The 25,096-nt window shown below is 64.4% G+C and carries 22 protein-coding genes; 11 read left to right on the top strand and 11 right to left on the bottom strand.

From position 1 onward, the window contains the following. Positions 1-23: 23 nt before the first annotated feature. Positions 24-2,093 (top strand): elongation factor G, encoded by a 2,070-nt coding sequence (locus B5G43_RS09805; protein WP_087260747.1) that lies wholly within the window; start codon positions 24-26, stop codon positions 2,091-2,093. A 64-nt stretch (positions 2,094-2,157) separates the two neighbouring features. Here B5G43_RS09805 and B5G43_RS09800 read toward each other — a convergent pair whose 3' ends face one another. From B5G43_RS09800 to B5G43_RS09780, 4 genes are all read right to left on the bottom strand, one after another. Next, complete coding sequence (locus tag B5G43_RS09800) at positions 2,158-2,541, bottom strand: hypothetical protein (protein ID WP_087260746.1); 384 nt, start codon at positions 2,539-2,541, stop codon at positions 2,158-2,160. A 469-nt stretch (positions 2,542-3,010) separates the two neighbouring features. Beyond that, the gene (locus B5G43_RS09790; RefSeq protein WP_242960526.1) at positions 3,011-3,640 is read right to left on the bottom strand and encodes a single-stranded DNA-binding protein; all 630 of its coding nucleotides are present in this window, start codon (positions 3,638-3,640) and stop codon (positions 3,011-3,013) included. Between the two features lie 93 nt (positions 3,641-3,733). Then, complete coding sequence (locus B5G43_RS17345) at positions 3,734-3,937, bottom strand: hypothetical protein (protein ID WP_087260741.1); 204 nt, start codon at positions 3,935-3,937, stop codon at positions 3,734-3,736. A 43-nt stretch (positions 3,938-3,980) separates the two neighbouring features. After that, positions 3,981-5,096 carry a PTS sugar transporter subunit IIC gene (locus B5G43_RS09780; RefSeq protein ID WP_087260740.1) on the bottom strand — a complete coding sequence of 372 codons (1,116 nt, stop codon included), beginning with the start codon at positions 5,094-5,096 and terminating at the stop codon, positions 3,981-3,983. Positions 5,097-5,552: 456 nt separating this feature from the next. Here B5G43_RS09780 and gdhA point away from each other — a divergent pair, with 456 nt between their 5' ends. After that, a complete protein-coding gene (gene gdhA / locus B5G43_RS09775) occupies positions 5,553-6,887 on the top strand; it encodes an NADP-specific glutamate dehydrogenase (RefSeq protein WP_087260738.1) in 1,335 nt (444 codons plus the stop codon). 75 nt (positions 6,888-6,962) lie between these two features. Here the strand turns inward: gdhA and B5G43_RS09770 are convergent, their stop codons facing one another. From B5G43_RS09770 to B5G43_RS09745, 6 genes are all read right to left on the bottom strand, one after another. Next, on the bottom strand, positions 6,963-7,631 hold the full coding sequence (locus tag B5G43_RS09770; protein ID WP_087260736.1) for a TVP38/TMEM64 family protein: 669 nt from the start codon (positions 7,629-7,631) through the stop codon (positions 6,963-6,965). Then, positions 7,621-8,325, bottom strand: coding sequence for a TVP38/TMEM64 family protein (locus B5G43_RS09765; RefSeq protein WP_087260733.1), 705 nt, complete (start codon positions 8,323-8,325; stop codon positions 7,621-7,623). Before B5G43_RS09765 ends, B5G43_RS09770 begins: the two co-directional genes overlap by 11 nt. A gap of 15 nt (positions 8,326-8,340) precedes the next feature. Next, positions 8,341-10,458 (bottom strand): molybdopterin-dependent oxidoreductase, encoded by a 2,118-nt coding sequence (locus tag B5G43_RS09760; protein WP_087260729.1) that lies wholly within the window; start codon positions 10,456-10,458, stop codon positions 8,341-8,343. A gap of 152 nt (positions 10,459-10,610) precedes the next feature. After that, the gene (locus B5G43_RS09755; protein WP_087260727.1) at positions 10,611-10,814 is read right to left on the bottom strand and encodes a PTS ascorbate transporter subunit IIC; all 204 of its coding nucleotides are present in this window, start codon (positions 10,812-10,814) and stop codon (positions 10,611-10,613) included. Further along, positions 10,814-11,848 (bottom strand): SPFH domain-containing protein, encoded by a 1,035-nt coding sequence (locus B5G43_RS09750; RefSeq protein WP_087260725.1) that lies wholly within the window; start codon positions 11,846-11,848, stop codon positions 10,814-10,816. Before B5G43_RS09750 ends, B5G43_RS09755 begins: the two co-directional genes overlap by 1 nt. A 75-nt stretch (positions 11,849-11,923) precedes the next feature. Beyond that, a complete protein-coding gene (locus tag B5G43_RS09745; RefSeq protein WP_087260724.1) occupies positions 11,924-12,745 on the bottom strand; it encodes a purine-nucleoside phosphorylase in 822 nt (273 codons plus the stop codon). A gap of 103 nt (positions 12,746-12,848) precedes the next feature. On the opposite strand from B5G43_RS09745, the gene B5G43_RS09740 reads away from it, so the two are divergent. The 5 genes from B5G43_RS09740 to B5G43_RS09720 all read left to right on the top strand — a co-directional run bounded on the left by B5G43_RS09740 (position 12,849) and on the right by B5G43_RS09720 (position 18,258). After that, entirely contained in the window at positions 12,849-13,481 is a 633-nt protein-coding gene (locus B5G43_RS09740; RefSeq protein ID WP_242960525.1) for a class II aldolase/adducin family protein, read from the top strand. A gap of 1 nt (position 13,482) precedes the next feature. Continuing rightward, entirely contained in the window at positions 13,483-14,541 is a 1,059-nt protein-coding gene (locus B5G43_RS09735) for a s-methyl-5-thioribose-1-phosphate isomerase (RefSeq protein ID WP_343214419.1), read from the top strand. Positions 14,542-14,747: 206 nt separating this feature from the next. Next, positions 14,748-15,251 (top strand): NAD(P)H-dependent oxidoreductase subunit E, encoded by a 504-nt coding sequence (locus B5G43_RS09730; RefSeq protein ID WP_158097402.1) that lies wholly within the window; start codon positions 14,748-14,750, stop codon positions 15,249-15,251. Continuing rightward, on the top strand, positions 15,251-16,540 hold the full coding sequence (locus B5G43_RS09725; protein WP_087260720.1) for an NADH-ubiquinone oxidoreductase-F iron-sulfur binding region domain-containing protein: 1,290 nt from the start codon (positions 15,251-15,253) through the stop codon (positions 16,538-16,540). Before B5G43_RS09730 ends, B5G43_RS09725 begins: the two co-directional genes overlap by 1 nt. After that, on the top strand, positions 16,537-18,258 hold the full coding sequence (locus B5G43_RS09720) for an NADH-dependent [FeFe] hydrogenase, group A6 (RefSeq protein ID WP_087260718.1): 1,722 nt from the start codon (positions 16,537-16,539) through the stop codon (positions 18,256-18,258). Before B5G43_RS09725 ends, B5G43_RS09720 begins: the two co-directional genes overlap by 4 nt. A 116-nt stretch (positions 18,259-18,374) precedes the next feature. Here the strand turns inward: B5G43_RS09720 and B5G43_RS09715 are convergent, their stop codons facing one another. Then, positions 18,375-19,067: a YwaF family protein gene (locus B5G43_RS09715; RefSeq protein WP_087260716.1), complete on the bottom strand. Its 693-nt coding sequence runs from the start codon at positions 19,065-19,067 to the stop codon at positions 18,375-18,377. A 181-nt stretch (positions 19,068-19,248) separates the two neighbouring features. On the opposite strand from B5G43_RS09715, the gene B5G43_RS09710 reads away from it, so the two are divergent. The 4 genes from B5G43_RS09710 to B5G43_RS09695 all read left to right on the top strand — a co-directional run bounded on the left by B5G43_RS09710 (position 19,249) and on the right by B5G43_RS09695 (position 25,096). Beyond that, positions 19,249-19,923, top strand: a complete 675-nt coding sequence (locus B5G43_RS09710; RefSeq protein ID WP_087260714.1) for a response regulator transcription factor — start codon at positions 19,249-19,251, stop codon at positions 19,921-19,923. 4 nt (positions 19,924-19,927) lie between these two features. Next, positions 19,928-21,514: a HAMP domain-containing sensor histidine kinase gene (locus tag B5G43_RS09705; protein WP_242960524.1), complete on the top strand. Its 1,587-nt coding sequence runs from the start codon at positions 19,928-19,930 to the stop codon at positions 21,512-21,514. 371 nt (positions 21,515-21,885) lie between these two features. Next, positions 21,886-22,623, top strand: coding sequence for an ABC transporter ATP-binding protein (locus B5G43_RS09700; RefSeq protein ID WP_087260709.1), 738 nt, complete (start codon positions 21,886-21,888; stop codon positions 22,621-22,623). After that, positions 22,613-25,096: a hypothetical protein gene (locus B5G43_RS09695; protein WP_087260707.1), complete on the top strand. Its 2,484-nt coding sequence runs from the start codon at positions 22,613-22,615 to the stop codon at positions 25,094-25,096. The genes B5G43_RS09700 and B5G43_RS09695 overlap by 11 nt, the downstream gene beginning before the upstream one ends.

Below are 25,096 nucleotides of genomic sequence, written 5' to 3'. Positions count from 1 at the left end.
ATAAACGTAAGGAGAGGAAACACATGAGCTATTCCGCGCAAAACATCCGCAACATCTGCCTGCTGGGACACGGCGGCAACGGAAAGACCTCCCTGGCAGAGAGCATGCTGTATCTGACCGGCGGTACCATCCGGCTGGGTTCTCCCGTGGATGGCAACACCGTTTGCGATTATGATCCCGAGGAGATCCGGCGCAAGATTTCCATCTCCACCGCTGTGGCTCCTGTGGAGTATAACGGCTGTAAGATCAATGTTCTGGACACTCCGGGCTATTTCGACTTCGCCGGCGAGGTGATCCAGGCCCTCTATGTGTGCGACGCCGCCATTATCGTCTGCTCCGCCAAGGCGGGCATGAGCGTGGGCGCCGAGAAGGCCTGGGAGTACTGCGACAGCCGCAGTCTGCCCCGCATCCTGTACATCTCCAAGACTGACGAGGAGAACTCCGATTACAACGCCGCCTTCGCCACCCTGCGTGAGCGCTTCGGCAAGAACATCGCCCCCGTGGCCGCCCCCATCTGGGACGAGAACAAGAAGGTCATCGGCTTCATCGACGTGCTTCACAAGCGCGCCTTCAAGGCCGGCCCCAAGGGCGAGCGCATCGAGATCGATGTGCCCGAGGACAAGCTCCCCGTGCTGGACGAGCTGTACGACGCCCTGAAGGAGTCCGTGGCTGAGACCAGCGAGGAGTTCATGGACAAGTACTTCTCCGGCGAGGACTTCACCTACGCCGAGATGATCCAGGGCCTGCGCCAGGGCGTGCGGGACCTGTCCCTGTTCCCCGTGGTCTGCGGCTCGGCGCTGTCCGGCCTGGGCACCCGTATGCTGCTGGACACCATCGTGGAGCTGCTCCCCTCTCCCCTGGAGGGCCAGCCCCTCATGGGCGAGAACGACGCCGGCGAAGTGGACGAGTTCGTCACCTCTCCTGGCGCTCTGCCCTGCGCCCTGGTGTGGAAGACCGTGTCCGACCAGTACGGCAAGTACTCCTATCTGAAGGTCCTCTCGGGCAACCTGAAGCCCGATATGCAGGTGGTCAACGCCCGCACCGGCGAGACCGAGAAGCTGGGCCGCCTGTACATCATGAAGGGCAAGAAGGCCGAGGAAGTCAAGGAGCTGGGCTGCGGCGACATCGGCGCCGTGTCCAAGATGGACTCCTTCAAGACCGGCGACACCATCTGCGATCCCCGTAAGGTGGTCAAGCTGGCGTCCATGCCCTTCCCCGAGCCCTGCTACTCGGTGGCCATCGCCCCCAAGACCAAGGGCCAGGAGGACAAGGTGGCCGGTGGCCTCACCCGCCTGAACGAAGAGGATCTGACCTTCAACTGGGTCAACAACGCTGAGACCCGCCAGATGGTCCTCTCCGGCACCGGCGACATGCAGACCGACGTGCTGGTGTCCAAGCTGAAGAGCCGCTTCGGCGTGGAGGTGGAGCTGTCCATCCCCCGCGTGGCCTACCGCGAGAAGATCCGCAAGAAGGTGGAGGTCCAGGGCCGCCATAAGAAGCAGTCCGGTGGCCACGGCCAGTTCGGCGACGTCAAGATCCGCTTCGAGCCCGGCGAGAGCGAGGAGCTGGAGTTCTGCGAGGAAGTGTTCGGCGGCGCGGTGCCCAAGAACTACTTCCCCGCCGTGGAGAAGGGCCTGCGGGAGGCCGTGCAGCACGGCGTGCTGGCCGGTTATCCCGTGGTCAACCTGAAGGCCACCCTGTTCGATGGCTCCTACCACCCGGTGGACTCCTCCGAAATGGCCTTTAAGACCGCCGCTCAGCTGGCCTACAAGGCCGGTCTGCCCGATGCCAGCCCCGTGCTGCTGGAGCCCATCGGCGAGCTGAAGGTCACCATTCCCGACAGCTACATGGGCGACATCATCGGCGACCTGAACAAGCGCCGCGGCCGTGTGATGGGCATGAACCCCGACGGCAAGGGCAACCAGATCGTGGAGGCCGAGGTGCCCATGGCCGAGATGATGACCTATGCCATCGACCTGCGCTCCATGACCCAGAGCCGCGGCTCCTTCACCTTCCACTTCGTCCGCTACGAGGAGGCGCCCCCCATGGTCCAGCAGAAGGCCATCGAGGCTGCTAAGGCGATGGAGGAGTAAGCTTTTCCACAAACAATCAAACGGCTGGGGACAACAAAAGTTGTCCCCAGCCGTTTTTTTACGTTCAATTCAGGCGCTGCGTCCCCAGCTGCAGCTGCTCGATTTTCAGCTCATTTGAGCCCGCTTCCTGAAACGCCTTCAGGTCCGAATCACGGATGCTCAGGATCACGTCATCCTCCACTTGCAGCTCTTCGAAGGAGATCGTTTTGACGTCGCCCGTCTCATAATTGCAGTAGATGAGATCGATGTCGGCACAGTCGATCCGGCACTGTTCGCCCAGAGGACCGCTTCTGTCCGCATCCCGCACCGTGATGGCCTGACCGGACGCATCGATCTCCGTGATGACCGCATTGATTCCCAGATGCAGGAGCTCCTGTTTGGAGGAGCCGCAGGACGCCAGCGGGAGGAGACAGATCAGCAGGCATAAGAGGATCGGGAGTCTTTTCATGGGTACAACCTCCTTCTATGTCTCTGTTTTTGTGTTCAGTACGGGGTTGCCTCGGGAAAAGTATAGCATATTTTTTGGGAATAAGCCATATTTGTGCTCGCCACACGGGTGTCCTGCGCGGACAGCGCCCGATTTCTTTTCTCGAAAAGAAACCGGGGAAAGAAAAGAAGGAGAGGGGAACTTCTCGTTCCCCTCTCCACTCCCCTCCAAAAGGGCGGCCTTTTATGGGGCCGCCCCATATTGCCGGGGTACAACGCTTTCCGGATAGGCGGGAAGCCCAGAATTGGCCACGCCAAGCTGAGGAAATACCGCCGCAGCAGAATGAAAGCCGGGATGCGCCTTGGGGGAGTCCAGAGGGGGGTATCCCCCCTCTGGGCTTTCTTTCCCACCGCTTTCTTTGCAAAGAAAGCGGTGCTCCCGCCGAGCAGGCGGCCTGAGCCAGGCTGGCAGCCCGCCCAGCGAGGGCCCATCAACCCGGCAGGGACACCGCCGAGTCCAGCACCTCCAGGCGCATGACCGAGATCTCGTAGGCGGTGCGCTGGGTACTCTCTCCCTGCTCCACCTTGGTGTAGCTGCGGCTCTGGAATCGCCCTTCCAGCCGCACCGCGTCCCCTACATCCAGCTCGGCGCACTGCCGGGCCAGGGCCCCCCAGGCGATGCAGGGCAAATAGTCCGCGCGGCCGTAGCGCCGGTTCACCGCCAACAGCAGATCGCAGATCTCCCGGCCCATGGGGGTGCGGCGGTACACCGGGCGCTTGCACAGCGCCCCGGAGAGCACCAGCTCGTTGCCGTGGGGTCCGTCCCAGGGGCAGATGGTGCGGGCATAGAGGGTGATCACCAGGCGGCTGCCCCGGCCGCTCTTGTTGTTGAAGGAGCGCACCTCCCCCTCGATGGCCACCTCCCGACCCGGCTCAAGGTCCAGCTTCTGGGCCATGTTGTGGGCCAGGATCACATTCACCCGGTCCTCCGCGCCGGACAGGCGCTGCACCGTCAGCGGGAAGGCGTCGTACCAGACCCCGTGGTTTTCGTGGGAGGGCGCCGGGGCCGCCGCCACAGTGCCGCGAAGAATCGCTTTGTTTTCATTCCAACCTGTTTGCATATCCGCCACGCTCCTATGTAAGTACTTCATGGCAGGTATATGCGCCAGCGCCCCCCGCTATGACCGGAAGACCGGAGCGGGGGGCACTGTCTCTCAGGATGTGGAATGGGGGACGGGCATGTGGGGCGCGCCGCCCACCTGTCCGGCGGGCACGCCGTTGGCGGCGTGGACGGTGCGGCTCATGGTGCCGGTGTGCAGGGAGACGGCGGCGGCGCTGGCATTGGCCCTGCGGCGGGCCAGGTGGAGGAAAAAGTCCTCCGGGTTCAGCAGCGTCCCGTCGGCGTTGACTTCACTCATCAGGTCCACCTCCCACCGCCAGCTTGCCCGGTTGGAGCAGAACTTATTCCAAATTCAATTTGTAGTCGCCCGGTTCAATGATGCCCCGCTTGCGCATAAACTCGGAGATAGCCCAGCTCAGCACCGCCGGCAGCACAAAGCAGACCAGAATCAGCCCCAGCCAGTCCATGGCGGTGGGGGAGAGGGCGGTGAGGCCCGCGGCGGTAGCCGCCTCAGAGGGGGCGAACCAGCCGGTGACCACCCCGATGGGGCCCACCAGGCCGCAGGTGCCCATGCCGGAGGAGATGGGTGTGCCGTTCATCTGGAGATGGAAGAGGCAGGTGGCGATGGGGCCGGTGATGGCGGCGGCGATGGTGGGGGGCGCCCACAGCACCGGCTTTTTCAGCAGGTTGGACACCAGCAGCATGGAGGTGCCCAGACCGATGGAGGAGAGGCCGTTGAGCTTGTTCTCGCGATAGGTACATACGGCGAAGCCCACCATCTGGGCACAGCACCCGGCCACCGCCGCGCCGCCGGCCAGGCCCACCAGGTTGAGGGCGGCGCAGATAGCGGCGGAGCTGATGGGCAGGGTGAGGATGACGCCCATGATCACCGAGATGAGGATGCCCATGAGGAAGGGCTGCTGCTCGGTGGCCCACATGATGACAGTGCCCAGGGAGGAGGCCGCCCGGCCGATGGGGGGCGCCAGCACGGCGGAGCTCAAGACGCCGGTGAGGATGGTCACCGCGGGCGTCACGATCAGGTCGATGGGGGTGCGCTTGGACACCAGCTTGCCGAAGAAAATGGCGATGAGGGCCACAAAGTACACCGCCAGGGGCCCGCCCGCCCCGCCCAGCATGTTGGAGGAGTAGCCCACTGTGGCCAGGGAGTAGACGATGAAGGGGTCCGCCTTCACCGAGTAGCCGATGGCCATGGCCATGGCCGCACCCTGGATGGCCTTGGTGTAGTCGGAGATGCTGCTCAGGAATTCGCCCGCCGCTCCCGGGACGAACATGCCCAGGGTGCCGATGATGGTACCGATGAGCAGCGAGGCAAAGAGACCCTGGGCCATGCCGCTCAGGGCCTGGATGCCGATGCGGTCCCAGGAGAGCTCGATGTTCTGCTTCTGGAAATACCGCCGGATGCCGGACTTTGCCGGCGCGTTGGTTTGCTCAGACATGGAAATACCTCCCCTGCGCTCTGCGGCGCGTGGTTCGGCGGGACAGCTCCCCGTTCCGGGGGCTCTCCCGCCTCCCGTACAATTTGGTTAGTTATACCATCATTTTGGAAAAAACGCAAGTGATTGCGCGTCCCATGAAGAAAAACCCTCATGTGGCAGGGTCATCCTCTGCAATTTTGCAAGTTCTGATTCATCATGATGCAGACTTTTGCGCTTTTTTGTGGAAAACTATTGACAGACCCGGGCAAGGTTTTTTATAATAACCCTTGTATTCCGCTGGAATCATTCCCGTGCCATCAAAGCGGTCCACCGGACCAGGGGGGACGGCACGGAGCTGGAAAGATGTTCGTAGTGCAAGTTTTTAGATTTATCCTTGCAGACTGGGTTCCGCGCGGATTTGGACTGGCCGGTTTTTTATTCTGCGGCCGGTGAATCGAAACAGGGAGGTCTTGTTTTATGGATTATGTCGATCAGGTGCTGGCGGCTGTCAAAGAGAAAAATGCCAATGAGCCCGAATTCCTCCAGACGGTGACGGAGGTCCTCAACTCCCTGCGCCCCGTGATGGAGCGCCACCCCGAATTTCAGAAGGCCAAGCTCCTGGAGCGCCTGGTGGAGCCGGAGCGCATCGTTACCTTCCGGGTGCCCTGGGTGGACGACAAGGGCGAGTATCAGATCAACCGCGCCTTCCGCGTGCAGTTCAACAGCGCCATCGGCCCCTACAAGGGCGGCCTGCGCTTCCACCCCAGTGTCAATCAGGGTATCCTGAAGTTCCTGGGCTTTGAGCAGATCTTTAAGAACTCCCTCACCGGCCTGCCCATCGGCGGCGGCAAGGGCGGCTGCGACTTCGACCCCAAGGGCAAGAGCGACAACGAGGTCATGCGCTTCTGTCAGTCCTTCATGACCGAGCTCTACCGCCACATCGGCCCCGACTGCGACGTGCCCGCCGGCGATATCGGCGTGGGCGGCCGTGAGATCGGCTACCTCTATGGCCAGTATAAGCGCATCACCGGCCAGTACGCCGGCGTTCTGACCGGCAAGGGCCTCACCTACGGCGGCTCCCTGGCCCGCACCGAGGCCACCGGTTACGGCCTGTGCTACTACGCCGACGAGATGCTCCGCGACAACGGTAAGTCCTTCGAGGGCAAGACCGTGGTCATCTCCGGCAGCGGCAACGTGGCGACTTACGCCAACCAGAAGTGCACCCAGCTGGGCGGCAAGGTGGTGGCCATGAGCGACTCCAACGGCTACATCTACGACCCCAACGGCATCGACTACAAGGTCATCAAAGAGATCAAGGAGGTCAAGCGCGCCCGCATCAAGACCTACCTGGATTATGTTCCCACCGCCCAGTATGTGGAGGGCTGCAAGAACATCTGGAATGTCCCCTGTGACATCGCCCTGCCCTGTGCCACCCAGAACGAGCTGGACGCCGAGGCCGCCAAGACCCTCATCGCCAACGGCTGTTTCGCCGTGGCTGAGGGCGCCAACATGCCCTGCACCCTGGAGGCTACGGAGATCTTCCAGTCCAATGGCGTCCTCTTTGGGCCTGCCAAGGCCGCCAACGCCGGCGGCGTGGCCACCTCCGCTCTGGAGATGAGCCAGAACTCCATGCGCCTGTCCTGGACCTTCGAGGAAGTGGACCAGAAGCTCCACGACATCATGGTCAACATCTACCACACCAGCGCCAAGGCCGCCGAAGAGTACGGCATGAAGGGTAACCTGGTGGCTGGCGCCAACATCGCCGGCTTCCTGAAGGTGGCCAACGCCATGATGGCCCAGGGTCTGGTGTAATCCACACCCGGAATTTCGACAAGAAACAACGCGCCCCCGATGCGGAAAAGCATCGGGGGCGCGTTTTGCATGTGTTCAGGGTTCCCGCAGGACCCGGCGCTTGAGGAACAAGGAAAAAAGCATCACCGCCGCAAAGAGGACCACCGCAAAGATGAGGTAGGGGACCCGGTGCTCGGCGTCGGTGACCCCGGCGGCGGCCACGGTGTAAATGGCGGTGCCGGGGAGCATGAAAAGGCCCGAGTAGAGGGTGTAGCGGGAGAAGCGGATGTCGGTGACGCCGTAGGCGAAGTTCTGCAGATTGTAGGGGAATAGGGGCACCAGGCGGGTGACCATCAGGAGGTACACATCGCTCTTTCCCGCGCCCTCGAAGAGGAGCCGCCGCAGCAGGGGGCTGCGCTCCAGCATGGGCTTCACCGCGTCCTTGAGGAAGTAGCGCCCGGCCAGGAAGGCGGCGCAGGCCCCCACCGTGGCGGCCAGGGCACAGGCCAGGGTGCCCCACACCGGGCCGAACAGGAGCCCGGCGGCGATGGCGAAGGTGACGCCGGGGAGGGCCAGCAGCACGCAGCCCACGGTGGTGATGGCCATGTACAGGAGGAGGGCCAGGAAGAAGTGGTCCTTCAGGGCGCTGCGCAGGGCGGGGAGGCTGGCCGGGTCGGTGAGGAGCCGGGACCAGCCGAACCGGGCGTTGAGCACCACCACCAGCACGATGAGGCCCAGGAATATCCAGACGCGCTTATTTTTCACAGCCGGACTTGTGGCGGTCGTTGTAGACCTTTTTCAGCAGGGCCACCAGGGCGGCGATGGCGAAGAGGATCATCAGGCCGGTGACAAAGTACTTCAGGCCGCCGGTCATCATGCCGCCCACATAGGAGTAGACAAGGGTGGCGGGGAGCTGGCCCACGCCAGTGGCCACGAAGAAGCCCCAGAAGCCCATGCCGGTCAGGCCCGCGGCATAGCTCACCAGGTCAAAGGACACGAAGGGCAGCAGGCGGCAGATGAGGATGGCGTGCTTGCCGTAGCGCTCGAAGAACACGTCCACCGAGGCCAGCGCGGTGCGGGAGGCCAGGCGCTCCACCGCGTCGCGGCCCAGCACATGGGCGATGAAGTAGCACACCGCCGCGCCGGCCATGGCGCTGCTCCAGGAGAGGATAGCGCCCTTCCACCAGCCGAAGATGGCGGCGTTGGCGAAGGTGAGCAGGAACGCGGGGATGGGGGCGGCCACCGACTGGAGGACCATCAGGAAGAAGGAGATGGCGGCGGCCCAGGGACCGTAGCCCCGGATGTACTCCACCACCTGCTCCACGTTCATGGAGGACAGCAGGGCAAACACCGAGCTGAACCAGGCGCGGAGGGCGGGCACCGTGGCGCACACCGCCACGATCACGACCAGTACGGCCAGGAAGATCCATTTGCCGTACCGGCGGGAATGCTGCTTCATGTCATCGACCTCACTTTATTTGTTTTCGTCCGGCAGGGTTCCGCCGGGGTACACCTTGCAGGGGAGGGACTTGAACAGCAGGAAGCCGGACAGGGGGTCCCGGTAGTCAAAGCTGCAGATGTCGTTGACGTTGCCGTCCCGCCAGGCGGGGGGCATGTAGGAGGAGCCGCCGCCGTAGGGCACATGGACCGCGCCGGACTTCATGGGGCAGAGGCGGGCGGGATAGGTCTTTTTGCCGAACCGGGTCTCCACCGTCACGGCGTCTCCCTCCCGGATGCCCAGCTTTTCCGCGTCCTCGGGGGACAGGTCCAGGGTGGGGGTGGGGTACACCTTGGCGATCTCCGGCAGGTTGGCGCCGAAGGAGCTGAAGCGGAAGTTGTTGCGGGCAGCGGTGGTGAGGAGGAAGGGATACTCTCCGGGCGCGCCGTCCATGCCGGGCACGTCCCGCACGTCGTGGTACTGGGGATAGCCGGTGTAGCCGCACTCCTCCAGGTAGACCGAGGAAATCTCGAACTTGCCCGACGGGGTGGGGAAGCCGGGGACGCCGTCGGCCCGGAGCTGGCCGGTCTCGTACTTGCGCAGGTCCAGACAGGGCTTCTTCACGATGCCGTAGGGGCTGGCCTTCAGAGCGGCCAGATAGTCCCGGTCACCGTTCACCATCCACAGCTCCAGCTCCTCGTCGTTCTTGGGGAAGCGGTCCCCGATGCCCAGACGCTGGGCGATGCCCTGGAAGATGAACACGTCGCACTTGGTCTCCCCCTGGGGTTCCACGATGCGGTTGCGCATCTTTTTGCCGCCGGGGATGGCGATGACCGACTGATTTTCAAAGAGGGTGGTGGCGGGGAGGACCACATCGGCGTACTTGGCGTCCTCGGTCATGAAGCGCTCCAGCACCACCAGGCAGTCCAGCTTTTTGTAGATCTCGTGCCACATGGCCTGATTAGGGTAGGTGACGGCGGGGGAGCAGGCGCAGAGGATCAGCGCCCGGATGGGGTAGGGATCGCCCTCCAGCACCGCCTTGGGGAATTCGGCGAACTGGCCCTGGCCCAGGATGCGGGAGAAGAGGGGATAGCGGTCATAGCCCGCCGGTTTGCGCTCCGGGTCCTTGGGGCCCAGGGGGACGGTGGGGAAGTGGTCGCCGGCAAAGCGCATGCCGCCCTCCACGTCCAGCTTGCCGGTGATGGCCCAGAGGGTCTGCATGGCCCGGTTGTTCTGCACGCCGCTGCACTGGTACTCCAGGCCGGTGTAGGACACCAGGGCGATTTTCTCGGTGCTGCAGAAGAGGTCGGTGAGGGCGCGGATGTCGGCCACCGGCACGCCGCACCAGGAAGAGCACTGCTCCAGGGTGAGGGTGGCGAGATAGGCCCGCAGTTCCTCAAAGCCCCGGGTGAACTGCTCCACGAAATGGTGGTCGTAGCGGTCCTCCTCGATGATAATCTTCAGCATGGCCATGGCCAGCGCGCCGTCCGAGCCGGGGAGGACGGGGACCCACCAGTCGGCCAGGTCCTGGTACACCTCGCCCCGGGGGTCGATGACGATCAGCTTGGCGCCCCGCTCCTTGGCCCGGCGGATGGCCCGGTCATAGACCAGGGGGCCGGAGTCGGTGGCGGGGTTCTTGCCCCACAAAAACACGATGTCGCAGCGGTCCACGTCGTGGAGAAGGTCCGGGGTGCGCACGCCCATGGTGGAGAGGGGCGTGAGCACATTGGAGGAGAAATTGCAGGTGGAGGAGCAGGAGAAGCCGCTCACCGAGCCCAGTTCCCGGGTGAAGGAGAGGCAGCGCATGTTGCAGTCCTCCCGGGCGCTGCCGCCGAAGTAAGAGGCCACGGCGTCGGGGCCGTACTGGTCCATGACGGCCCGCAGGCGCTCGCCCACATAGTCGAAGGCCTCCTCCCAGGTGGCCTGGCGGAACTTGCCGCTGCCCTTTTCACCGTCCCGGATGAGGGGGTGGAGCACCCGCTTGTCCGAGTGGACGATTTTGGGGGACAGCGCGCCCCGGGGGCAGACGTGGCCCCGGGGAGAGTCGGGATCGGGCTCCACCTTCACCAGCCGGCCGTCCTCCACCGTGGCGATGATGTCGCATTTATCGGGGCACATACCGCAGACGCCGCGGATCTTCTTGACTTCCGCCATAGTTCCATCTCCTGTTTTCCAGATTGTTCAGCAGACATTGTAACATGGCGGGGCAGAAGTCACAAATATTATCAAAAAACCCGATAAAACAGGACAGTAGGTAGGGGAAAGAGAAATAAAGGAGCGCGCCGGACAGGGCGCGCTCCTCGGTACTATTTCAGGTCCAGCTCCGGCGGCACGTCCAGCTCGGTGGGGATGGGACTGCCGTTCTTTTTCCGCTGGCGGACGCACTCGGTGAGCAGATACTCGATCTGGCCGTTTACCGAGCGGAAATCGTCCTCGGCCCAGGCCGCGATGGCGGCGTACAGCTTGGGCGACAGGCGCAGGGGCACCTGCTTCTTGCCGTCGGCGGCCATTAGTACAGACTCCCGGAGTTCACGATGGGCTGGGCGTCCCGGTTGCCGCACAGGACCACCAGGAGGTTGGAGACCATGGCGGCCTTCCGCTCCTCGTCCAGCTCCACCACCTGGTTTTCATTGAGCCGCTCCAGGGCCATTTCCACCATGCCCACGGCCCCGTCCACGATCATCTTCCGGGCGTCGATGATGGCGCTGGCCTGCTGACGCTGGAGCATGACGGCGGCGATCTCCGGCGCGTAGGCGAGATAGGTGATGCGGGCCTCGATGATCTCCAGACCGGCCTGGGCCACCTTCTGCTGGATCTCGTCCTTGATGCGCCCGGCCACCACCTCGCTGGAGCCCCGGAGGCTGCCCTCGTCGGCTACACCGTCGCCGGTGGTGTCCACATTGGGGGCCACGTCGTAGGGATAGATGCGCACGATGTTCCGCAGGGCGCTGTCGCACTGGAGGGAGAGGTATTCCTTATAATTGTCCACGTCAAACACCGCCTTGGCGGTGTCCACCACCCGCCACATGACGGCGATGCCGATTTCCACGGGATTGCCCAGGCAGTCGTTGATCTTCTGGCGGTTGTTGTTGAGGGTCATGATCTTCAGGGAGACCTTTTTCCCCGAGGCCTCCTTGGAGATGGCCAGGTTCACCGCGCCGTTGACGCTGAGGGGAGAAGTGCCCTGGGCGCCATCCACGTCGCCGCTCTGCTTCAGCCGGGTGCCGGCCGCCGGATTCACTGCCGAGCAGAAGGGGTTCACGTAGTAGAAGCCCTCGCCCTTCAGGGTGCCGATGTATTTGCCGAAGAGGGTGAGGACCAGGGCCTCCTGGGGTTTCAATACCTTCAGGCCGCACAGGAAGATCCAGCCCAGGCTCATCCATACGATGGTCACCACCAGAAACGCCACCACGGGAGCGCCCGCGCCGCCTTCCAGGGCGATGGCCGACCAGATGCACCCCGCGATGCTGGCGATGTACAGCACCAGCACCAGGAGCAGCACCGGCATACCGTGCTTCTTATTGGTCAGGATGGTCTCTTTCATTTCGGACCGCCTCCTTTATTTGATATTAAAATGATATCACTAAGATATTGGACTGTCAAGGGGGCGGGCACGATTTTACAGCGCGGCCACCAGGCGCTCCAGATAGGCGGAGAAGGGCCCGGCGATGAGGGCGGCGGTGTCGTCCACCTCCTCGCCGGTGACGGGACCGGGGGTGACGCCCGCGGCCATGTTGGTGATGACGGCCAGGGCCAGCACCGGGAGGCCGCAGTGGGCGGCGGTGAGAGCCTCGGTGACGGTGGACATGCCCACTGCGTCGGCCCCCAGAATGCGGGCGGCCCGGATCTCGGCGGGCGTCTCGAACTGAGGGCCGGGGAAGAACATGTACACGCCCTCGTGGAAGGTGAGGGGGCTGTCCTGGGCGCAGCGGAGGGCCAGCTCCCGCAGCTCGGGGGTGTACATCCGGGACACGTCGAAGAACCGGGGCCCGAACTCCTCCACATTGGGGCCCCGGAGGGGGCTGGGGCCGTTGAGCTTGATGTGGTCGGAAATCACCATGATATCCCCCGGGCGGTAAGATGTGTTCACTCCGCCGGAGGCATTGGTGAGGATGACCCGCTCCACCCCCAGCAGCTTCAGGACCCGGATGGGGATGACCAGCTGCTCGAAGTCATATCCCTCATAGGAGTGGAAGCGGCCCGACATGCACACTACCTTCTTGCCACCCACCGTGCCGAAGATCAGCTTCCCGGCGTGGGAGGCCACGGTGGAGAGGAGAAAGTTGGGGATGTCGGCGTAGTCGATGACGATGGGGTCCTGGATGTTCTGGGCGAAGGGCCCCAGGCAGGAGCCCAGCACAATGGCGGTGTCGGGGGTAAAGGGTACGCGGGCGCGCAGATAGTCGGCGCTCTCCTGAAAGAACTGGTACGTATAGGCCATGACGGCGTCCTCCTTCTTGTCAAGCGGTCCATCTTACGATACCATAAAGAGGAGAAGAGGACAAGAAATCCGGCGGCGCTGGTCCGCCGTGAACACAGAAAGGATGAACCACATGACAGTACAGGCCATGAAGGAGGCGGTCTGCGCCTGGAGCCGCCAGTCCTATGCCGAGCATCTCTTTGCCGGTACCAGCGGCAACCTGAGCGTCTACGACCCGGAGCAGGACGTGATGGTCATTACCCCCTCCTCGATTCCCTATGAGACCATGACGGAGGCGGACATCATGGTCCTCCGGCTGGACGGCACCGTCCTGGAGGGCCCCCATAAACCCTCCAGCGAGTGGCGGATGCACGCGGCCCTCTATCGGGAGAAGCCCGAGGTGGGCGCGGTGGTCCACACCCACAGCCCCTATGCCACTGCCTTTGCGGTGAACAACACCGGCATCCCCACCATTCTGATTGAAATGGTGCCCTTCCTGGGGGGCGACGTGCCCCTGGCTCCCTTCGCCCTCCCCGGCACCGAGGCGGTGGGCACCGGCGCGGTGGCGGTGCTGAAGGAGCGGTACGGGTGCCTGCTGGCCAACCACGGCGTGCTGGCCATCGGCAAGGACCTGGAGCAGGCCCACCTGCGGGCGGTGTACATCGAGGACGCGGCCCGGATCTGTTCCATCGCCATGGGCCACGGGCCCATCGTCACCATGAGTGAGGCGGACATTGCCGCCATGAGGGGGCGCTGAGATGGGAGAAATGAAACTGGAGCGGGCCGATGAGGGCATCGGCTTCCTGCTGCGCTATGAGAACGTGGCCTGGTACGAGGACGGCGCGGTGCGCATCCTGGACCGACGCATCTACCCCATCCGGGTGGAGTACGTCACCTGCCGCCGCCACGAGGAGGTGGCCCAGGCCATCGCCGACATGGTGACCCAGAGCGGCGGGCCCTTCCTGGCCGCGGCCATGGGCATGGCTCTGGCGGCCTGGGAGGTGCGGGACAGAGGGGAGGAGGAGGTCCTCGCCTTCCTGGAGCAGGCGGCCTACACCCTCTCCCACGCCCGGCCCACCACCGCCGCCAAGATGGGGCGGATCACCGAGCGGGCGCTGAACGTGGCCCGGCAGGCTCTGGCGGAGGGGAAGAGCGGCCTCGCCTTGGTGGAGGCCCTCCAGAGGAACGCCCTGGCCCAGATCAATGAGAACTACCTCCGCTACACCGCCGTGGCGGGCTATCTGGCCGACCAGATTCCCCACAACGGCACCATCATGACCCAGTGCTTCGCCGAGACCATCGTGGGCACCCTCCTGCGGGAGCTGCGGCGGCGGGGGAGCGACGTGAAGCTGATTTGCCCTGAGACCCGGCCCTATTTCCAGGGCGCCCGGCTCACCGCCAGCGTAGCCCGGGACATGGGCTTCGACGTGACGGTCATCACCGACAACATGCCCGCCTATGTGATGGAGAAGAAGGGGGTGGACCTCTTCACCTCGGCGGCCGATATCATCACCCTGGACGGCCACATTGTCAACAAGGTGGGTACCTTCCAGATCGCCCTGGCCGCCCGCTACTGGGGCATCCCCTACCTGGTCACCGGCTCCCCCAACCCCAGCCACCCGGACCTGTCCTCGGTGGTCATCGAGGAGCGGGACCCGGACCTGGCCATGGACGCCCTGGGGACCCGCACCACCCTCCCCGGGGTGAAGGGGTATTACCCCGCCTTCGACGTGACGCCACCCAAGCTCTGCGACGGAGTGGTCACCGAGAAGGGCATCTTTGCCCCTGTGGACCTGAAACGCTATTTTACCGTATGATGGAAACGCCGCCCCCTGCCGGTATCGAAGGGGGCGGCGTTTTTGCGCCCGGAATATTGTTATTTTTCTAACTTGTATGTTAAAAAAACTACTTTTGCTCCCTGTATTGCATTCTGGGAATATCTTGGTATAATGGTTCTTGGATGTGAACTGATGCGTTTAATATAGCTGCCCCGCCCCGCGGGCGCCGCATGAGGAGGATGAACATGGAGCAAGAGCGGTACAGTTACAAGACCCCGGCCTCCCTGCTGGTGGAGGTGGCGGAGATCGCCGCCCCCTACCGGGACCGGCCGGAGATGCTGATGAAGGTCATCACCCGGGTCCAGAAGATCGTCCCCGCCTTTTCCGAGGAGGTGGCCCAGGTCATCGCCCGGGAGATGAACATCACCCTGACGCAGGTGTACAGCTTCGTCACCTTTTACGCCATGCTGTCGGTGAAGCCCCGGGGCAAGTACATCGTGCGCATGTGCAAGAGCGCCCCCTGCCATGTCCGGGGCGCCCGGGAAGTGGTGCTGGCCATCGAGGACCAGCTGGGCATCCGCATGGGAGAGACCACCCCCGACGGGCGTTTCACCCTGGAGTACTGCCCGTGCCTGGGCCTGTGCGACAGCTCCCCCGCCGTGATGATCAACGACCGCGCCTATGGCAATCTGAACACCGAGAGCGCCCGTGAGCTCATCAAACGCTATATTCGGGAGGATGTGGAGTAATGGAAGAGCTGCATGTGCTGTTAAAGAACCGGGGCAAGATCCGCGCCACTGAGGCCCAGGACTATGTGGACGCCGGCGGCTATGAGGGCCTGCGCAAGGCCCTGGCCATGTCCCCCGAGGAGATCATTGAAGTGGTGAAAAAGGCCGGACTGCGGGGCCGGGGCGGCGCGGGCTTCCCCACCTTCCGCAAGATGGAATTCACCTACCACGCCGACGACCCGGTGCGCTACATCGTCTGCAACGCCGACGAGGGTGAGCCGGGCACCAACAAGGACCGCATCCTCCTCTCCAGCGACCCCTGCGCCATCTTCGAGGGCATGGCCATCGCCGCCCGGGCGGTGGACGCCCATGTGGGCTTCATCTATCTGCGGGCCGAGTACTCCTACCTGATGCCCACCCTGGAGAAGGCCCTCCTCAGCTCCAAGAAGCTGGGCTACATCGGCAAGGACATTCTGGGCTCCGGCTTTGACTTTGAAATCAAATTCCGCTCCGGCGCGGGCGCCTACGTCTGCGGCGAGGAGACCGCTTTGTTCGAGTCCATCGAGGGCAAGCGGGGCGAGCCCCGGTTCCGCCCGCCCTTCCCCAGCCTGAAGGGCCTCTTCGGCAAGCCCACCATGCTCAACAACGTGGAGACCCTGGCGAATCTCCCGCCCATCCTCAAGAACGGTGCCGACTGGTACCGGAGCATCGGCACCGACAACAGCCCCGGCACCAAGCTCTTCACCATCTGCGGCAACGTGAACCGCCGGGGCATCTTTGAGTTCCCCATGGGCGTCAACCTGAAGGACCTCATCTACGACGTCTGCGGCGGCATCCCCAACGGGCGGGAGCTGCTGGCCGTCCAGACCGGTGGTACCTCCGGCGCCATCATCAACGCCAGCCAGATCGACATGGCCCTGGACATCGACACGGTGTCCGCCTCCGGCGGCCGCCTGGGCTGTGGTACGATCCTGGTCATCGACGACTCCAACTGCGTGGTGGACATCGTATTGAACAACCTGGACTTCTTCCGGGACGAGTCCTGCGGCAAGTGTACCCCCTGCCGGGAGGGCGGCACCCAGCTCTATAACCTGGTGCGGCGCATCAGCGAGGGCCACGGCACCATCCGGGACCTGGAGAGCATCGAGTCCCTGGCCTGGACCCTGCGCACCACCTCCCTGTGCGGCCTGGGCCACTCCACCGCCGTGCCGGTGCTGTCCGGCATCCAGAACTTCCGCGACGTGTATCTCCACCACATCGACAAGGACTTCTGTCCCGTCTGCGCTCAGGAAGGAGGCCACCGGAAATGATCCATCTCACCATCGACCACCAGGCCGTCTGCGTGGAGGAGGGGACCACCATCCTGGACGCGGCCCGGCAGGCCAATATCAGCATCCCCACCCTGTGCTACCACGAGGACCAGCAGGTCAAGGCGGTGTGCCGCATCTGCGTGGTGGAGGTGGAGGGCCAGACCCTCCTGCCCACCGCCTGCTCCACCCCCGTGGCCGAGGGCATGGTGGTCCACACCGCCTCCCCCAAGGTGCTGCTGGCCCGGAAGAACATTCTGTCCCTCATCTTCGCCCGCCACCCCCAGAACTGCCTGGTCTGCCAGAAGAGCGGCCGGTGCGAGCTCCAGAAGGTGGCCCAGGATGTGGGCATGTACAAGCCCATCTCCTACGACCTGGAGCTGCGCGCCACCCCCGAGGACAACAGCTCCCCCTCCATCCGGCGCAACCACCAGAAGTGCATCCTGTGCATGCGCTGCGTGGAGGCCTGCGAGAAGGTCCAGGGCCTGCACATCATGGACAAGGAGAACCGGGGCTTCCACACCATCGTCACCACCCCCTATGGGAAGAAGTTGGCCGACACCAGCTGCATCAACTGCGGCCAGTGCGTCCAGGTCTGTCCCACCGGCGCCCTCACCATCCACGACGACACCGGCCACATCTACCAGCAGATCACCGTGGGCAAGACCCTGGTGGTCCAGGTGGCCCCGTCGGTGCGGGTGACCCTGGCCGAGGCCCTGGGCGAGGAGCCCGGCACCGTCAGCACCGGCCGGCTGGTCACCGCCCTCAAGCGCCTGGGCTTCCACTATGTGTTCGACTCCGACTTCTCGGCGGATCTGACCATCATGGAGGAGGGCACTGAGCTCCTCCGCCGCCTGAAGGGGGAGGGCCCCCTGCCCATGGTCACCTCCTGCTGCCCGGCGTGGGTGAAGTACTGCGAGACCTACGCCCCCGAGTACACCCGCCACCTCTCCACCGCCAAGTCCCCCCAGCAGATGTTCGGCGCCCTCATCAAGACCTGCTTCGCCGAGCGGGCGGGGCTTAACCCCAAGGATATCTGCAGCGTGTCCATCATGCCCTGTACCGCCAAGAAGTTCGAGTGCAAGCGCTCTGAGATGAAGGACAGCGGCTATCAGGACGTGGACTACGCCCTCACCGTCCAGGAGCTGGCCCGGATGATCCAGTCCGGCGGCATCTGCTTCTCGGACCTCCCCGAAACCCCCTTTGACGACCCCTTCGGCCTGGGCAGCGGCGCCGGCCTCATCTTCGGCGCCACCGGCGGCGTCATGGAGGCCGCCCTGCGCACCGTCCACACCGTGGTCACCGGCCGGCCCATGGAGCGCCTGGAGTATGAGCCCGTCCGGGGCTTTGAGGGCGTGAAGGAGGCCGCGGTGGACCTGGACGGCACCGTGGTCAAGGTGGCCGTGGCCCACGGCATGACCAACGCCAAGAAGCTGCTGGACCAGATCCGCACCGGCAAGAGCCCCTATCACTTCATTGAGATCATGGCCTGCCCCGGCGGCTGCATCGGCGGCGGCGGCAATGCCCCCCGCACGTGGAAGAAGGTGGAGGCCCGGAAGGAGGCCATCTACCGGGCGGAGAAGGACCTGCCCATCCGCCAGTCCCATGAGAACCCGGCCATCACCTGGATCTATGAGAACTACCTGGGCGAGCCCAACAGCCCCCTGGCCCACAAGCTCCTCCACACTAAATATGTCAACCGCCAGGATCTCCTGCGGTAACGAAACAAACACGAAGGGCCCTGCCAGTTGGCAGGGCCCTTCGTGCGCATGTGAGAAGAGAGGGGGAATGAAAAGAGGAGAACACCCCGCCGCCGGTACAGCGGAGTGGATCGGTATCAGAAGAAACGCCGCCGCAGGAAGGGGCGGTAGAAGAGCACCTGGATGAGGAGCAGAAGCCCGCCATACAGCACCACCAGGAAAAGACCCCGGGGGAGCACGGCGCTCAGGCGCTCAAAGGGGGTGCCCGGTCCGCCGGCGGTGTAGCAGTAGTCCCAGCCGAACAGGCGGTTGAGCACCAGGCTGATCCCCACCAGCGCACCCACCGGCACGAAGCACAGCAGGCGGTCCCGGGGCTGGGGGCGGTAGTAGCCGCTGACCCACAGGATACAGGCGGTGAGCACCATCAGAAGGTGATAGAGCAGGCTGCGCACCGGGACGAAGCTGAAAAAGGGGTACTGGTTGAGATACACATTGAAGATCAGCCCCAGCACGCCGCCCAACAGGCCGATGGTGCAGACGGTGGCGGCGGCCATCTGGCGCAAGATCTCCCGGCGGGCAAAGACCGCAACGGGGAGGAGCAGCCAGAAGAGGGAGCAGAGATACAGCGGCAGGGTGGTGGCGGGGTTGATATGCCCGAAGTGCCGCAGCTCCCAGAGCCAGTAGACCGGATCGAAGCACACGGCCAGAACGACACAGAGCTTCAGGACCTGCTCCACCTGCGCCCGGGAGGCCTCAGCGGCCCAGAGGCCGGTCAGCGCCGTGGACAGTGCTGCTGCCAGGAGGACCAGAAGATGGGGGATCTGAAACATGGGATCGCTCCTTTCCGCCGTCCGGCCAGGTTGTGGTTCTATGATACCGCCTCCTTCTGTAAAGACACTGTATGGAACCTTAATATTTGCAAAGAAAGACGGTTTTTTTCCACACGCCCTTTGCCCTGTGTGGAAAATCTGATACAATGGGGCCACCAAGAAAGGGAAGGGGGCGCTGCTTGTGAGCGCTGTGATCTTGATCGCCGAGGACGACGCCGACATCCGCGGTCTGCTGCGGCTGTACCTGGAGGGCGAGGGCTACCGGGTGCTGGAGGCCGACAACGGGGCCCGGGCGCTGGAGCTGGCCCGGGAGGAGACGCCGGACATGGCCATTCTGGATGTGATGATGCCCCAGATGAACGGCTTCGAGCTGACGAGGGCCCTGCGGAAGTTCAGCGAGGTGCCCATCCTCATCCTCTCGGCCAAGAGCCAGGACAACGACAAGATCCTGGGGCTGAATCTGGGGGCGGACGACTACATCGCCAAGCCCTTCAACCCGGTGGAGATCGTGGCCCGGGTGAAGGCCCAGCTCCGCCGGGCGGCCCGCACGGCGGGGGACACCCTCACCGTCCGGGACCTGACGCTGGACACCGCCAGCTTCCAGCTCACCAAGGGGGGACAGACCATCCTCCTCACCCCCATGGAGTACAAGATCCTGGCCCTCTTCATGCGCTCGCCGGGGCGGATCTTTACCAAGATCCAGCTCTATGAGGGGGCCATCGGCACCTATTTCGAGGGGGACGACAACACCATGATGGTCCACATCTCCAAGCTGCGGGAGAAGATCGAGGACGATCCGAAGAACCCCCGTTACATCATCACCGTGCGGGGATTGGGGTACAAGCTTGAAAAATAAACAATTGAGCGGGAGCCTTTTCGGCCTTCTGGCCCGGAACTATCTCCTCTTTACCCTGACGCTGCTGACCATCGCGGCGGGGCTCTTCCTGCTGTGGAACAACCGCATCTACCGGCTGTACTACCCGGTGGACTGGGAGAGCGTGCGCACCGATTCCGCTCTGGAAGAGGGGGACTACCAGCGCCTGGAGCGCCTGCTGGGGGACAACGGGGCCCTGGCGGTGTACGACGGGGAGGGGAAGCTCCTCTACGCCTCCCGGGACGATTTTGACGCCTGGTACACCCCGGGGGAGCTCTCCTGCATCCGGGCCTACGGCTCCACCCGGCTCATCGACTCCTACGATGTGGCGGGCAATGGGAGCGGGCCCCGCTATCTGCTGGTGCTGCACACCTACACCGAGAGCGCATCGGAGGCGGTGAAGGTTATGGCCCTGGACGAGGATTACCAGGTGGTGTTCGGCGGCCTGGGGGACGGGCGCACCGGCTACACGGCGGAGGAGTATGCCCTGCTGTCCGGGCGGCGCTACGAGGGCAGCGAGGTGACCCGGCTGGACTTCACCGACCAGTCGGGAGAGACCCGTACCGCTCTCTTCCGGGAGATGTACATCAGCGACGCCGACTATTTCCGCAGCTACGACGAGTCCTGGCGGATCTGGCTCCTGTTTGTCCCCCTCTATCTGCTGACCACGGCGGCCTTCATCTGGTGGCTGAGCCGGAAGATCGGCCGGCCCCTCCGGCGGCTCAATGACGCCGTGGCCTCCCAGACTGAGGGACGGCTGGTGCGGGTGGGGGACTGCGGCGGTACCCGGGAGATCCGGCGCATCGGGGAGAGCTTCGACCGCTTCTCCGACCGCTTGGCCGAGAGCGAGGCGGAGCGCCGCCGCCTGGACGAGGGGCGGCAGAAGCTCATCGCCGACATCTCCCACGATCTGAAAACCCCCATCACCGTCATCGCCGGGTACATCGATGCCATCTGCGACGGCAAGGTGCCCCCTCAGGAGCAGGAGCGGTATCTCCGGGCCATCCAGGCCAAGGCGGAGACCCTCACCGAGCTGGTCAACGCCTTCCACGAGTACAGCAAGGTGGAGCACCCGGAGTTCGTTCTCCGGCAGGCGCGCACCGACCTGGGGGAATTTTTGCGGGAATACCTGGCGGGCAAGTACGACGAGGTCGACCTGGCCGGGTTTACGCTGGAGGTGTCCATCCCCGAGCGGCCGGTGCCCTGCGAGCTGGACGAGATGCAGTTCCGCCGGGTGCTGGACAACCTCCTCTCCAACGCCCTGCGGCACAACCGCCTGGGCACCGTGCTTTTCTTCGACCTGGAGGTGGCGGAGGGCAAGGCGGTGCTGCGGGTGGCCGACAACGGCGCGGGCATCCCGCCCGAGCGGGCGAAGTACATCTTCGAGCCCTTTGTGGTGGGCAGCGACGCCCGATCCGGTAAGGGCAGCGGCCTGGGTCTGGCCATCACCCGGCGCATTATCGAGAAGCACGGCGGCACCATCGAGCTCAACCCCCGCCCCACCTTCGGGCGGAGCACCGAATTCATCCTGCGCCTCCCGCTGGAGGGGCAGACCAAACCGGAGGAACACTAAAAAGCGCCCCCGGATTGTTGGTAAATTGTATTTCTGCGATTTGTGCTGCAAGAGCCTCGCAGAGTTCCGCCGTCCGCAGACGGCGGAAGAGGGGTAATCGTGTTTTCCGGCGGCGTGTACGTCGGAAAACACTCTTCTCAGGCCGTAAGTGTGTGGCCCTTTGGGCCATGCGCGCGGCGGCCTGCATCCCTCTCGAAAACATGCTTGCATGTTTGAGAAGCGTGTCGAACAAGTTCGACACGCTGGGCGCCCCCGGACCGTATGCGGTCCGGGGGCGCTTTCTGTATGCTTCCTTTCGAAATCTTAAAGGGCGGCACAGGGGGCTTGAAGGATGGAGGCGTATTCTGTCCAGCAGAAAGGGGGCAGACCGTATGAACCCATCGGACCTGCGCAGCCGCCCCATCATCGAGGTCAAAAACATCCGCAAGGAGTACCCCATCGGCGACGAGACGGTGGTGGCCCTGAAGCGGATCAATCTGAACGTCATGCGGGGGGAGATCTGCTGCATCTTCGGCACCTCCGGCTCGGGTAAGAGCACCCTGCTCAACCAGCTGGCCGGGATGGAGAAGCCCACCCGGGGGGAGGTGCGCATCGGCGGCGTGCCCATCTCCCGCCTGAGCGAGAACCAGCTGGCCGCCTTCCGGCAAAAGCATCTGGGCTTTGTGTTCCAGTCCTACAACCTGCTGCCCAACCTGACCGCCACCGAGAACGTGGCTATGCCCCTCATGTTCCGGGGCGTGCCCCGGGAGCAGCGGGAGGCGGCGGCCCGGAAGCTGCTCACCCGGGTGGGTTTGGCCCACCGGCTGGACCACTTCCCCGGCCAGATGTCCGGCGGCCAGCAGCAGCGGGCGGGCATCGCCCGGGCCTTCATCGCCCGGCCCGACGTGGTCTTTGCCGACGAGCCCACCGGCAACCTGGACTCCAAGACCACCGTGGAGATCATGAACATGATCTGTTCCTTTGCCCGGGACTACCACCAGACCATCATCCTGGTCACCCACGATCCGGAGATGGCCGCCTATGCCGACCGCATCGTGACCCTCATCGACGGCGAAATCGTGCGAAACGAAGTCAATCAGAAAAAGGAGCGCAAGACCTATGAAGCGTGAGTTCTTCCGGCGGGGCGGCAGTGCCCTGCTCCTGCTGGCCCTGTTGCTGGGGCTGGTGCCCGCGGCCCTGGCCGCCGACACGGGCAACCTCTACATCACCGGCTATACCGTCACCGACTCCGCGGGCAAGACGGTGGGCAGCGTGACCAAGGGGACCACCGTCAACCTCGCCGTCTCCATCAAGGACACCGGCGACGGCACCGGCGCGGAGGACCCGGGCACCCTGGACATCACCAAGCTGGACGACAGCTTCACCGGCGGCAGCGTCTCGGTCCAGCGCACCTCCGAGCCCGGCAAGCCCCTGGTGTACCAGGTGACCCTCACCGGCGTGACCTACAAGGGCGTGGGCCAGACCCTCCGCCTCCAGGTGGGCAAGGCCGGCGACGCCGGGTCCTACCAGACCATGGAGGTCACCATCACCGAGGCGGTGGTCTACGAGGCCCCCCAGCCCGCCCCCGAGATCCCCTCCACCCCCGACGCCGCCCCGGCGCCCATGGTGGTCATCTCGCGCAGCGACCTGGACAAGCCCATCGAGGCCGGACAGACGGTGGACGTCACCGTCTACTTCCGCAACCTCGGCAACACCAAGCTCAAGTCCGCCGTGGCCACCTTCACCCCCACCGACGGCCTCATCATTGAGGGGGGCAATTCCTCCTTCGTGCTGGATGAGATCGGCGGGAAAAAGACCGTCAGCGTCAAGCTGAAGGTCAAGGGAGCCAGCACCATCGCCACCCCCGCCCAGTCTCTGGGCGTGGAGCTGAAATTCAACTACTACAACAACATCTCCACCGTCCAGGGCAGCGTCACCGACAAGGTCTCCATCCCTGCCCTGGGCCGGGAGAGCGTGCCCCAGCCTCCGGTGGTGGTGACCCGCTCCCCCATCGACGCTCCCGTGGCCCCCGGCCAGATCCTGGACGTGGTCCTCACCATCCGCAACGGCGGCACCACCAAGCTGGTCTCCCCGGTGCTGGCGGTGACCCCATCGGACTCCCTGCTCCTCCTCAGCGACACCTCCACCTTCCTCCTGAAGGACATTGAGCCCGGCAAGAGCCAGAACGTCACCGTGCGCATCCAGGCCGCCAAGGACCTGGCCTCCACCAGCCAGGCCCTGAGCACTGAGCTGAAGTTCAGCTACGACAACGGCGGCATGCTCACCCAGGCCACCGCCTCCGACCGGGTGGGCATCCCCGCCCAGGGCAAGGAGAGCGTGCCCCAGCCCGTGGTGATCCTCACCCGCTCCCCCATGTCCAAGCCCCTCTCGGCGGGGGAGAGCGCCACCGTCACCCTGACCTTCCAGAACAAGGGCACCACCAAGCTGGTCTCCCCCGTGCTGGGGGTGTCCACCTCGGAGGCCCTCATGCTCCTCAACGACTCCTCCTCCTTCCTCCTGTCCGACATCGAGCCGGGCCAGAGCCAGAGCGTGGCCGTCCAGGTCAAGGCGGTGGGGGAGATCACCTCCGCCAACCAGTCCCTGAGCACGGAGCTGAAATACACCTATTACAACGGCGAGGCCATGACCCAGGCCACCGCCTCCGACAAGGTGAACCTGGTGGCCAATGTCACCGAAAAGACCGACACGTCGGTGCCCAACGTGGTCATCCGGGGCTTCACCTACGGCGAGACCTCGGTGGCGGCGGGCAGCCGTTTCCCCCTCTCCTTCACCTTTGAGAACACCGGTAAGGTGGCCATCGAGAATCTGGTGGTCACTGTGGACGGCGGCGAGAGCTTCGCCATGGACGGCAGCACCAACACCTTCTTCTACCGCGCCCTGTCCGCCGGCGGCACCCAGAAGCAGGATGTGCCCATGCGCACCGTGCCCACCAGCAAGAGCGGGGCCCAGAGCGTGTCGGTGGGCTTCAAATACGAGTATGTGGACGGCGGCAAGCGCACCCAGGCCACCTCCGACATCAAGATCTCCATTCCGGTCTACCAGCCCGACCGCTTCCAGATCAACACCCCCGTGCCCCCGGAGCAGACCACGGTGGGCGAAGAGGTGGAGATCCTGCTGACTTATGTCAACAAGGGCAAGGACGACATCGCCAACGTGGAGGCCACCGTGGAGGGTGACGGGGTGGACACCCCCTCCCGGGTGCAGTACCTGGGCAACATCACCGCCGGCACCAACGGCAGCATCGGCTTCGCCCTCACCCCCAACCAGGCCGGCGAGATCAAAGTGGTGCTGAAGGTGAGCTACGAGGACGCCGACCAGCAGATCAAGACCCGGGAGTTCCCCCTGACCTTCCAGGCCGAGGAGTTCGTTCCCCCCGATTTCTCCGATGAGGACTTCAACGTGGACGAGGGCAATTCCTTCCCCTGGGTGTGGGTGGCTGCGGTTGGCGGAGGCCTGGCGGTGCTGGCTCTGGCCGTGTTCCTCATCCGCCGGAAGAAGGCCGCCAAGGCGGACGCCGGGGAGGAGAGCTGGGATGACTGGGGCGACGAGGGCTCCAACAACGCGCCCGGCGGGGAGGACTGA

It is taken from the genome of Flavonifractor sp. An92 (assembly GCF_002159175.1).
Taxonomy (GTDB): domain Bacteria; phylum Bacillota; class Clostridia; order Oscillospirales; family Oscillospiraceae; genus Pseudoflavonifractor_A.
Note: the sequence above shows the minus strand (reverse complement) of the source record. Positions and strands in the feature narration are given on the sequence as shown.

Coding starts and splice junctions, on each gene's coding strand:
- B5G43_RS09695 (WP_087260707.1), top strand. CDS start 22,613: ATGAAGCGTGAGTTCTTCCGGCGGGGCGGCAGTGCCCTGCTCCTGCTG.
- B5G43_RS09750 (WP_087260725.1), bottom strand. CDS start 11,848: ATGAAAGAGACCATCCTGACCAATAAGAAGCACGGTATGCCGGTGCTG.
- B5G43_RS09780 (WP_087260740.1), bottom strand. CDS start 5,096: ATGTCTGAGCAAACCAACGCGCCGGCAAAGTCCGGCATCCGGCGGTAT.
- B5G43_RS09790 (WP_242960526.1), bottom strand. CDS start 3,640: ATGCAAACAGGTTGGAATGAAAACAAAGCGATTCTTCGCGGCACTGTG.
- B5G43_RS09800 (WP_087260746.1), bottom strand. CDS start 2,541: ATGAAAAGACTCCCGATCCTCTTATGCCTGCTGATCTGTCTCCTCCCG.
- B5G43_RS17345 (WP_087260741.1), bottom strand. CDS start 3,937: ATGAGTGAAGTCAACGCCGACGGGACGCTGCTGAACCCGGAGGACTTT.
- gdhA (WP_087260738.1), top strand. CDS start 5,553: ATGGATTATGTCGATCAGGTGCTGGCGGCTGTCAAAGAGAAAAATGCC.
- B5G43_RS09725 (WP_087260720.1), top strand. CDS start 15,251: ATGGAAGAGCTGCATGTGCTGTTAAAGAACCGGGGCAAGATCCGCGCC.
- B5G43_RS09805 (WP_087260747.1), top strand. CDS start 24: ATGAGCTATTCCGCGCAAAACATCCGCAACATCTGCCTGCTGGGACAC.
- B5G43_RS09715 (WP_087260716.1), bottom strand. CDS start 19,067: ATGTTTCAGATCCCCCATCTTCTGGTCCTCCTGGCAGCAGCACTGTCC.
- B5G43_RS09755 (WP_087260727.1), bottom strand. CDS start 10,814: ATGGCCGCCGACGGCAAGAAGCAGGTGCCCCTGCGCCTGTCGCCCAAG.
- B5G43_RS09760 (WP_087260729.1), bottom strand. CDS start 10,458: ATGGCGGAAGTCAAGAAGATCCGCGGCGTCTGCGGTATGTGCCCCGAT.
- B5G43_RS09765 (WP_087260733.1), bottom strand. CDS start 8,325: ATGAAGCAGCATTCCCGCCGGTACGGCAAATGGATCTTCCTGGCCGTA.
- B5G43_RS09720 (WP_087260718.1), top strand. CDS start 16,537: ATGATCCATCTCACCATCGACCACCAGGCCGTCTGCGTGGAGGAGGGG.
- B5G43_RS09745 (WP_087260724.1), bottom strand. CDS start 12,745: ATGGCCTATACGTACCAGTTCTTTCAGGAGAGCGCCGACTATCTGCGC.
- B5G43_RS09730 (WP_158097402.1), top strand. CDS start 14,748: ATGGAGCAAGAGCGGTACAGTTACAAGACCCCGGCCTCCCTGCTGGTG.
- B5G43_RS09740 (WP_242960525.1), top strand. CDS start 12,849: ATGAACCACATGACAGTACAGGCCATGAAGGAGGCGGTCTGCGCCTGG.
- B5G43_RS09735 (WP_343214419.1), top strand. CDS start 13,483: ATGGGAGAAATGAAACTGGAGCGGGCCGATGAGGGCATCGGCTTCCTG.
- B5G43_RS09700 (WP_087260709.1), top strand. CDS start 21,886: ATGAACCCATCGGACCTGCGCAGCCGCCCCATCATCGAGGTCAAAAAC.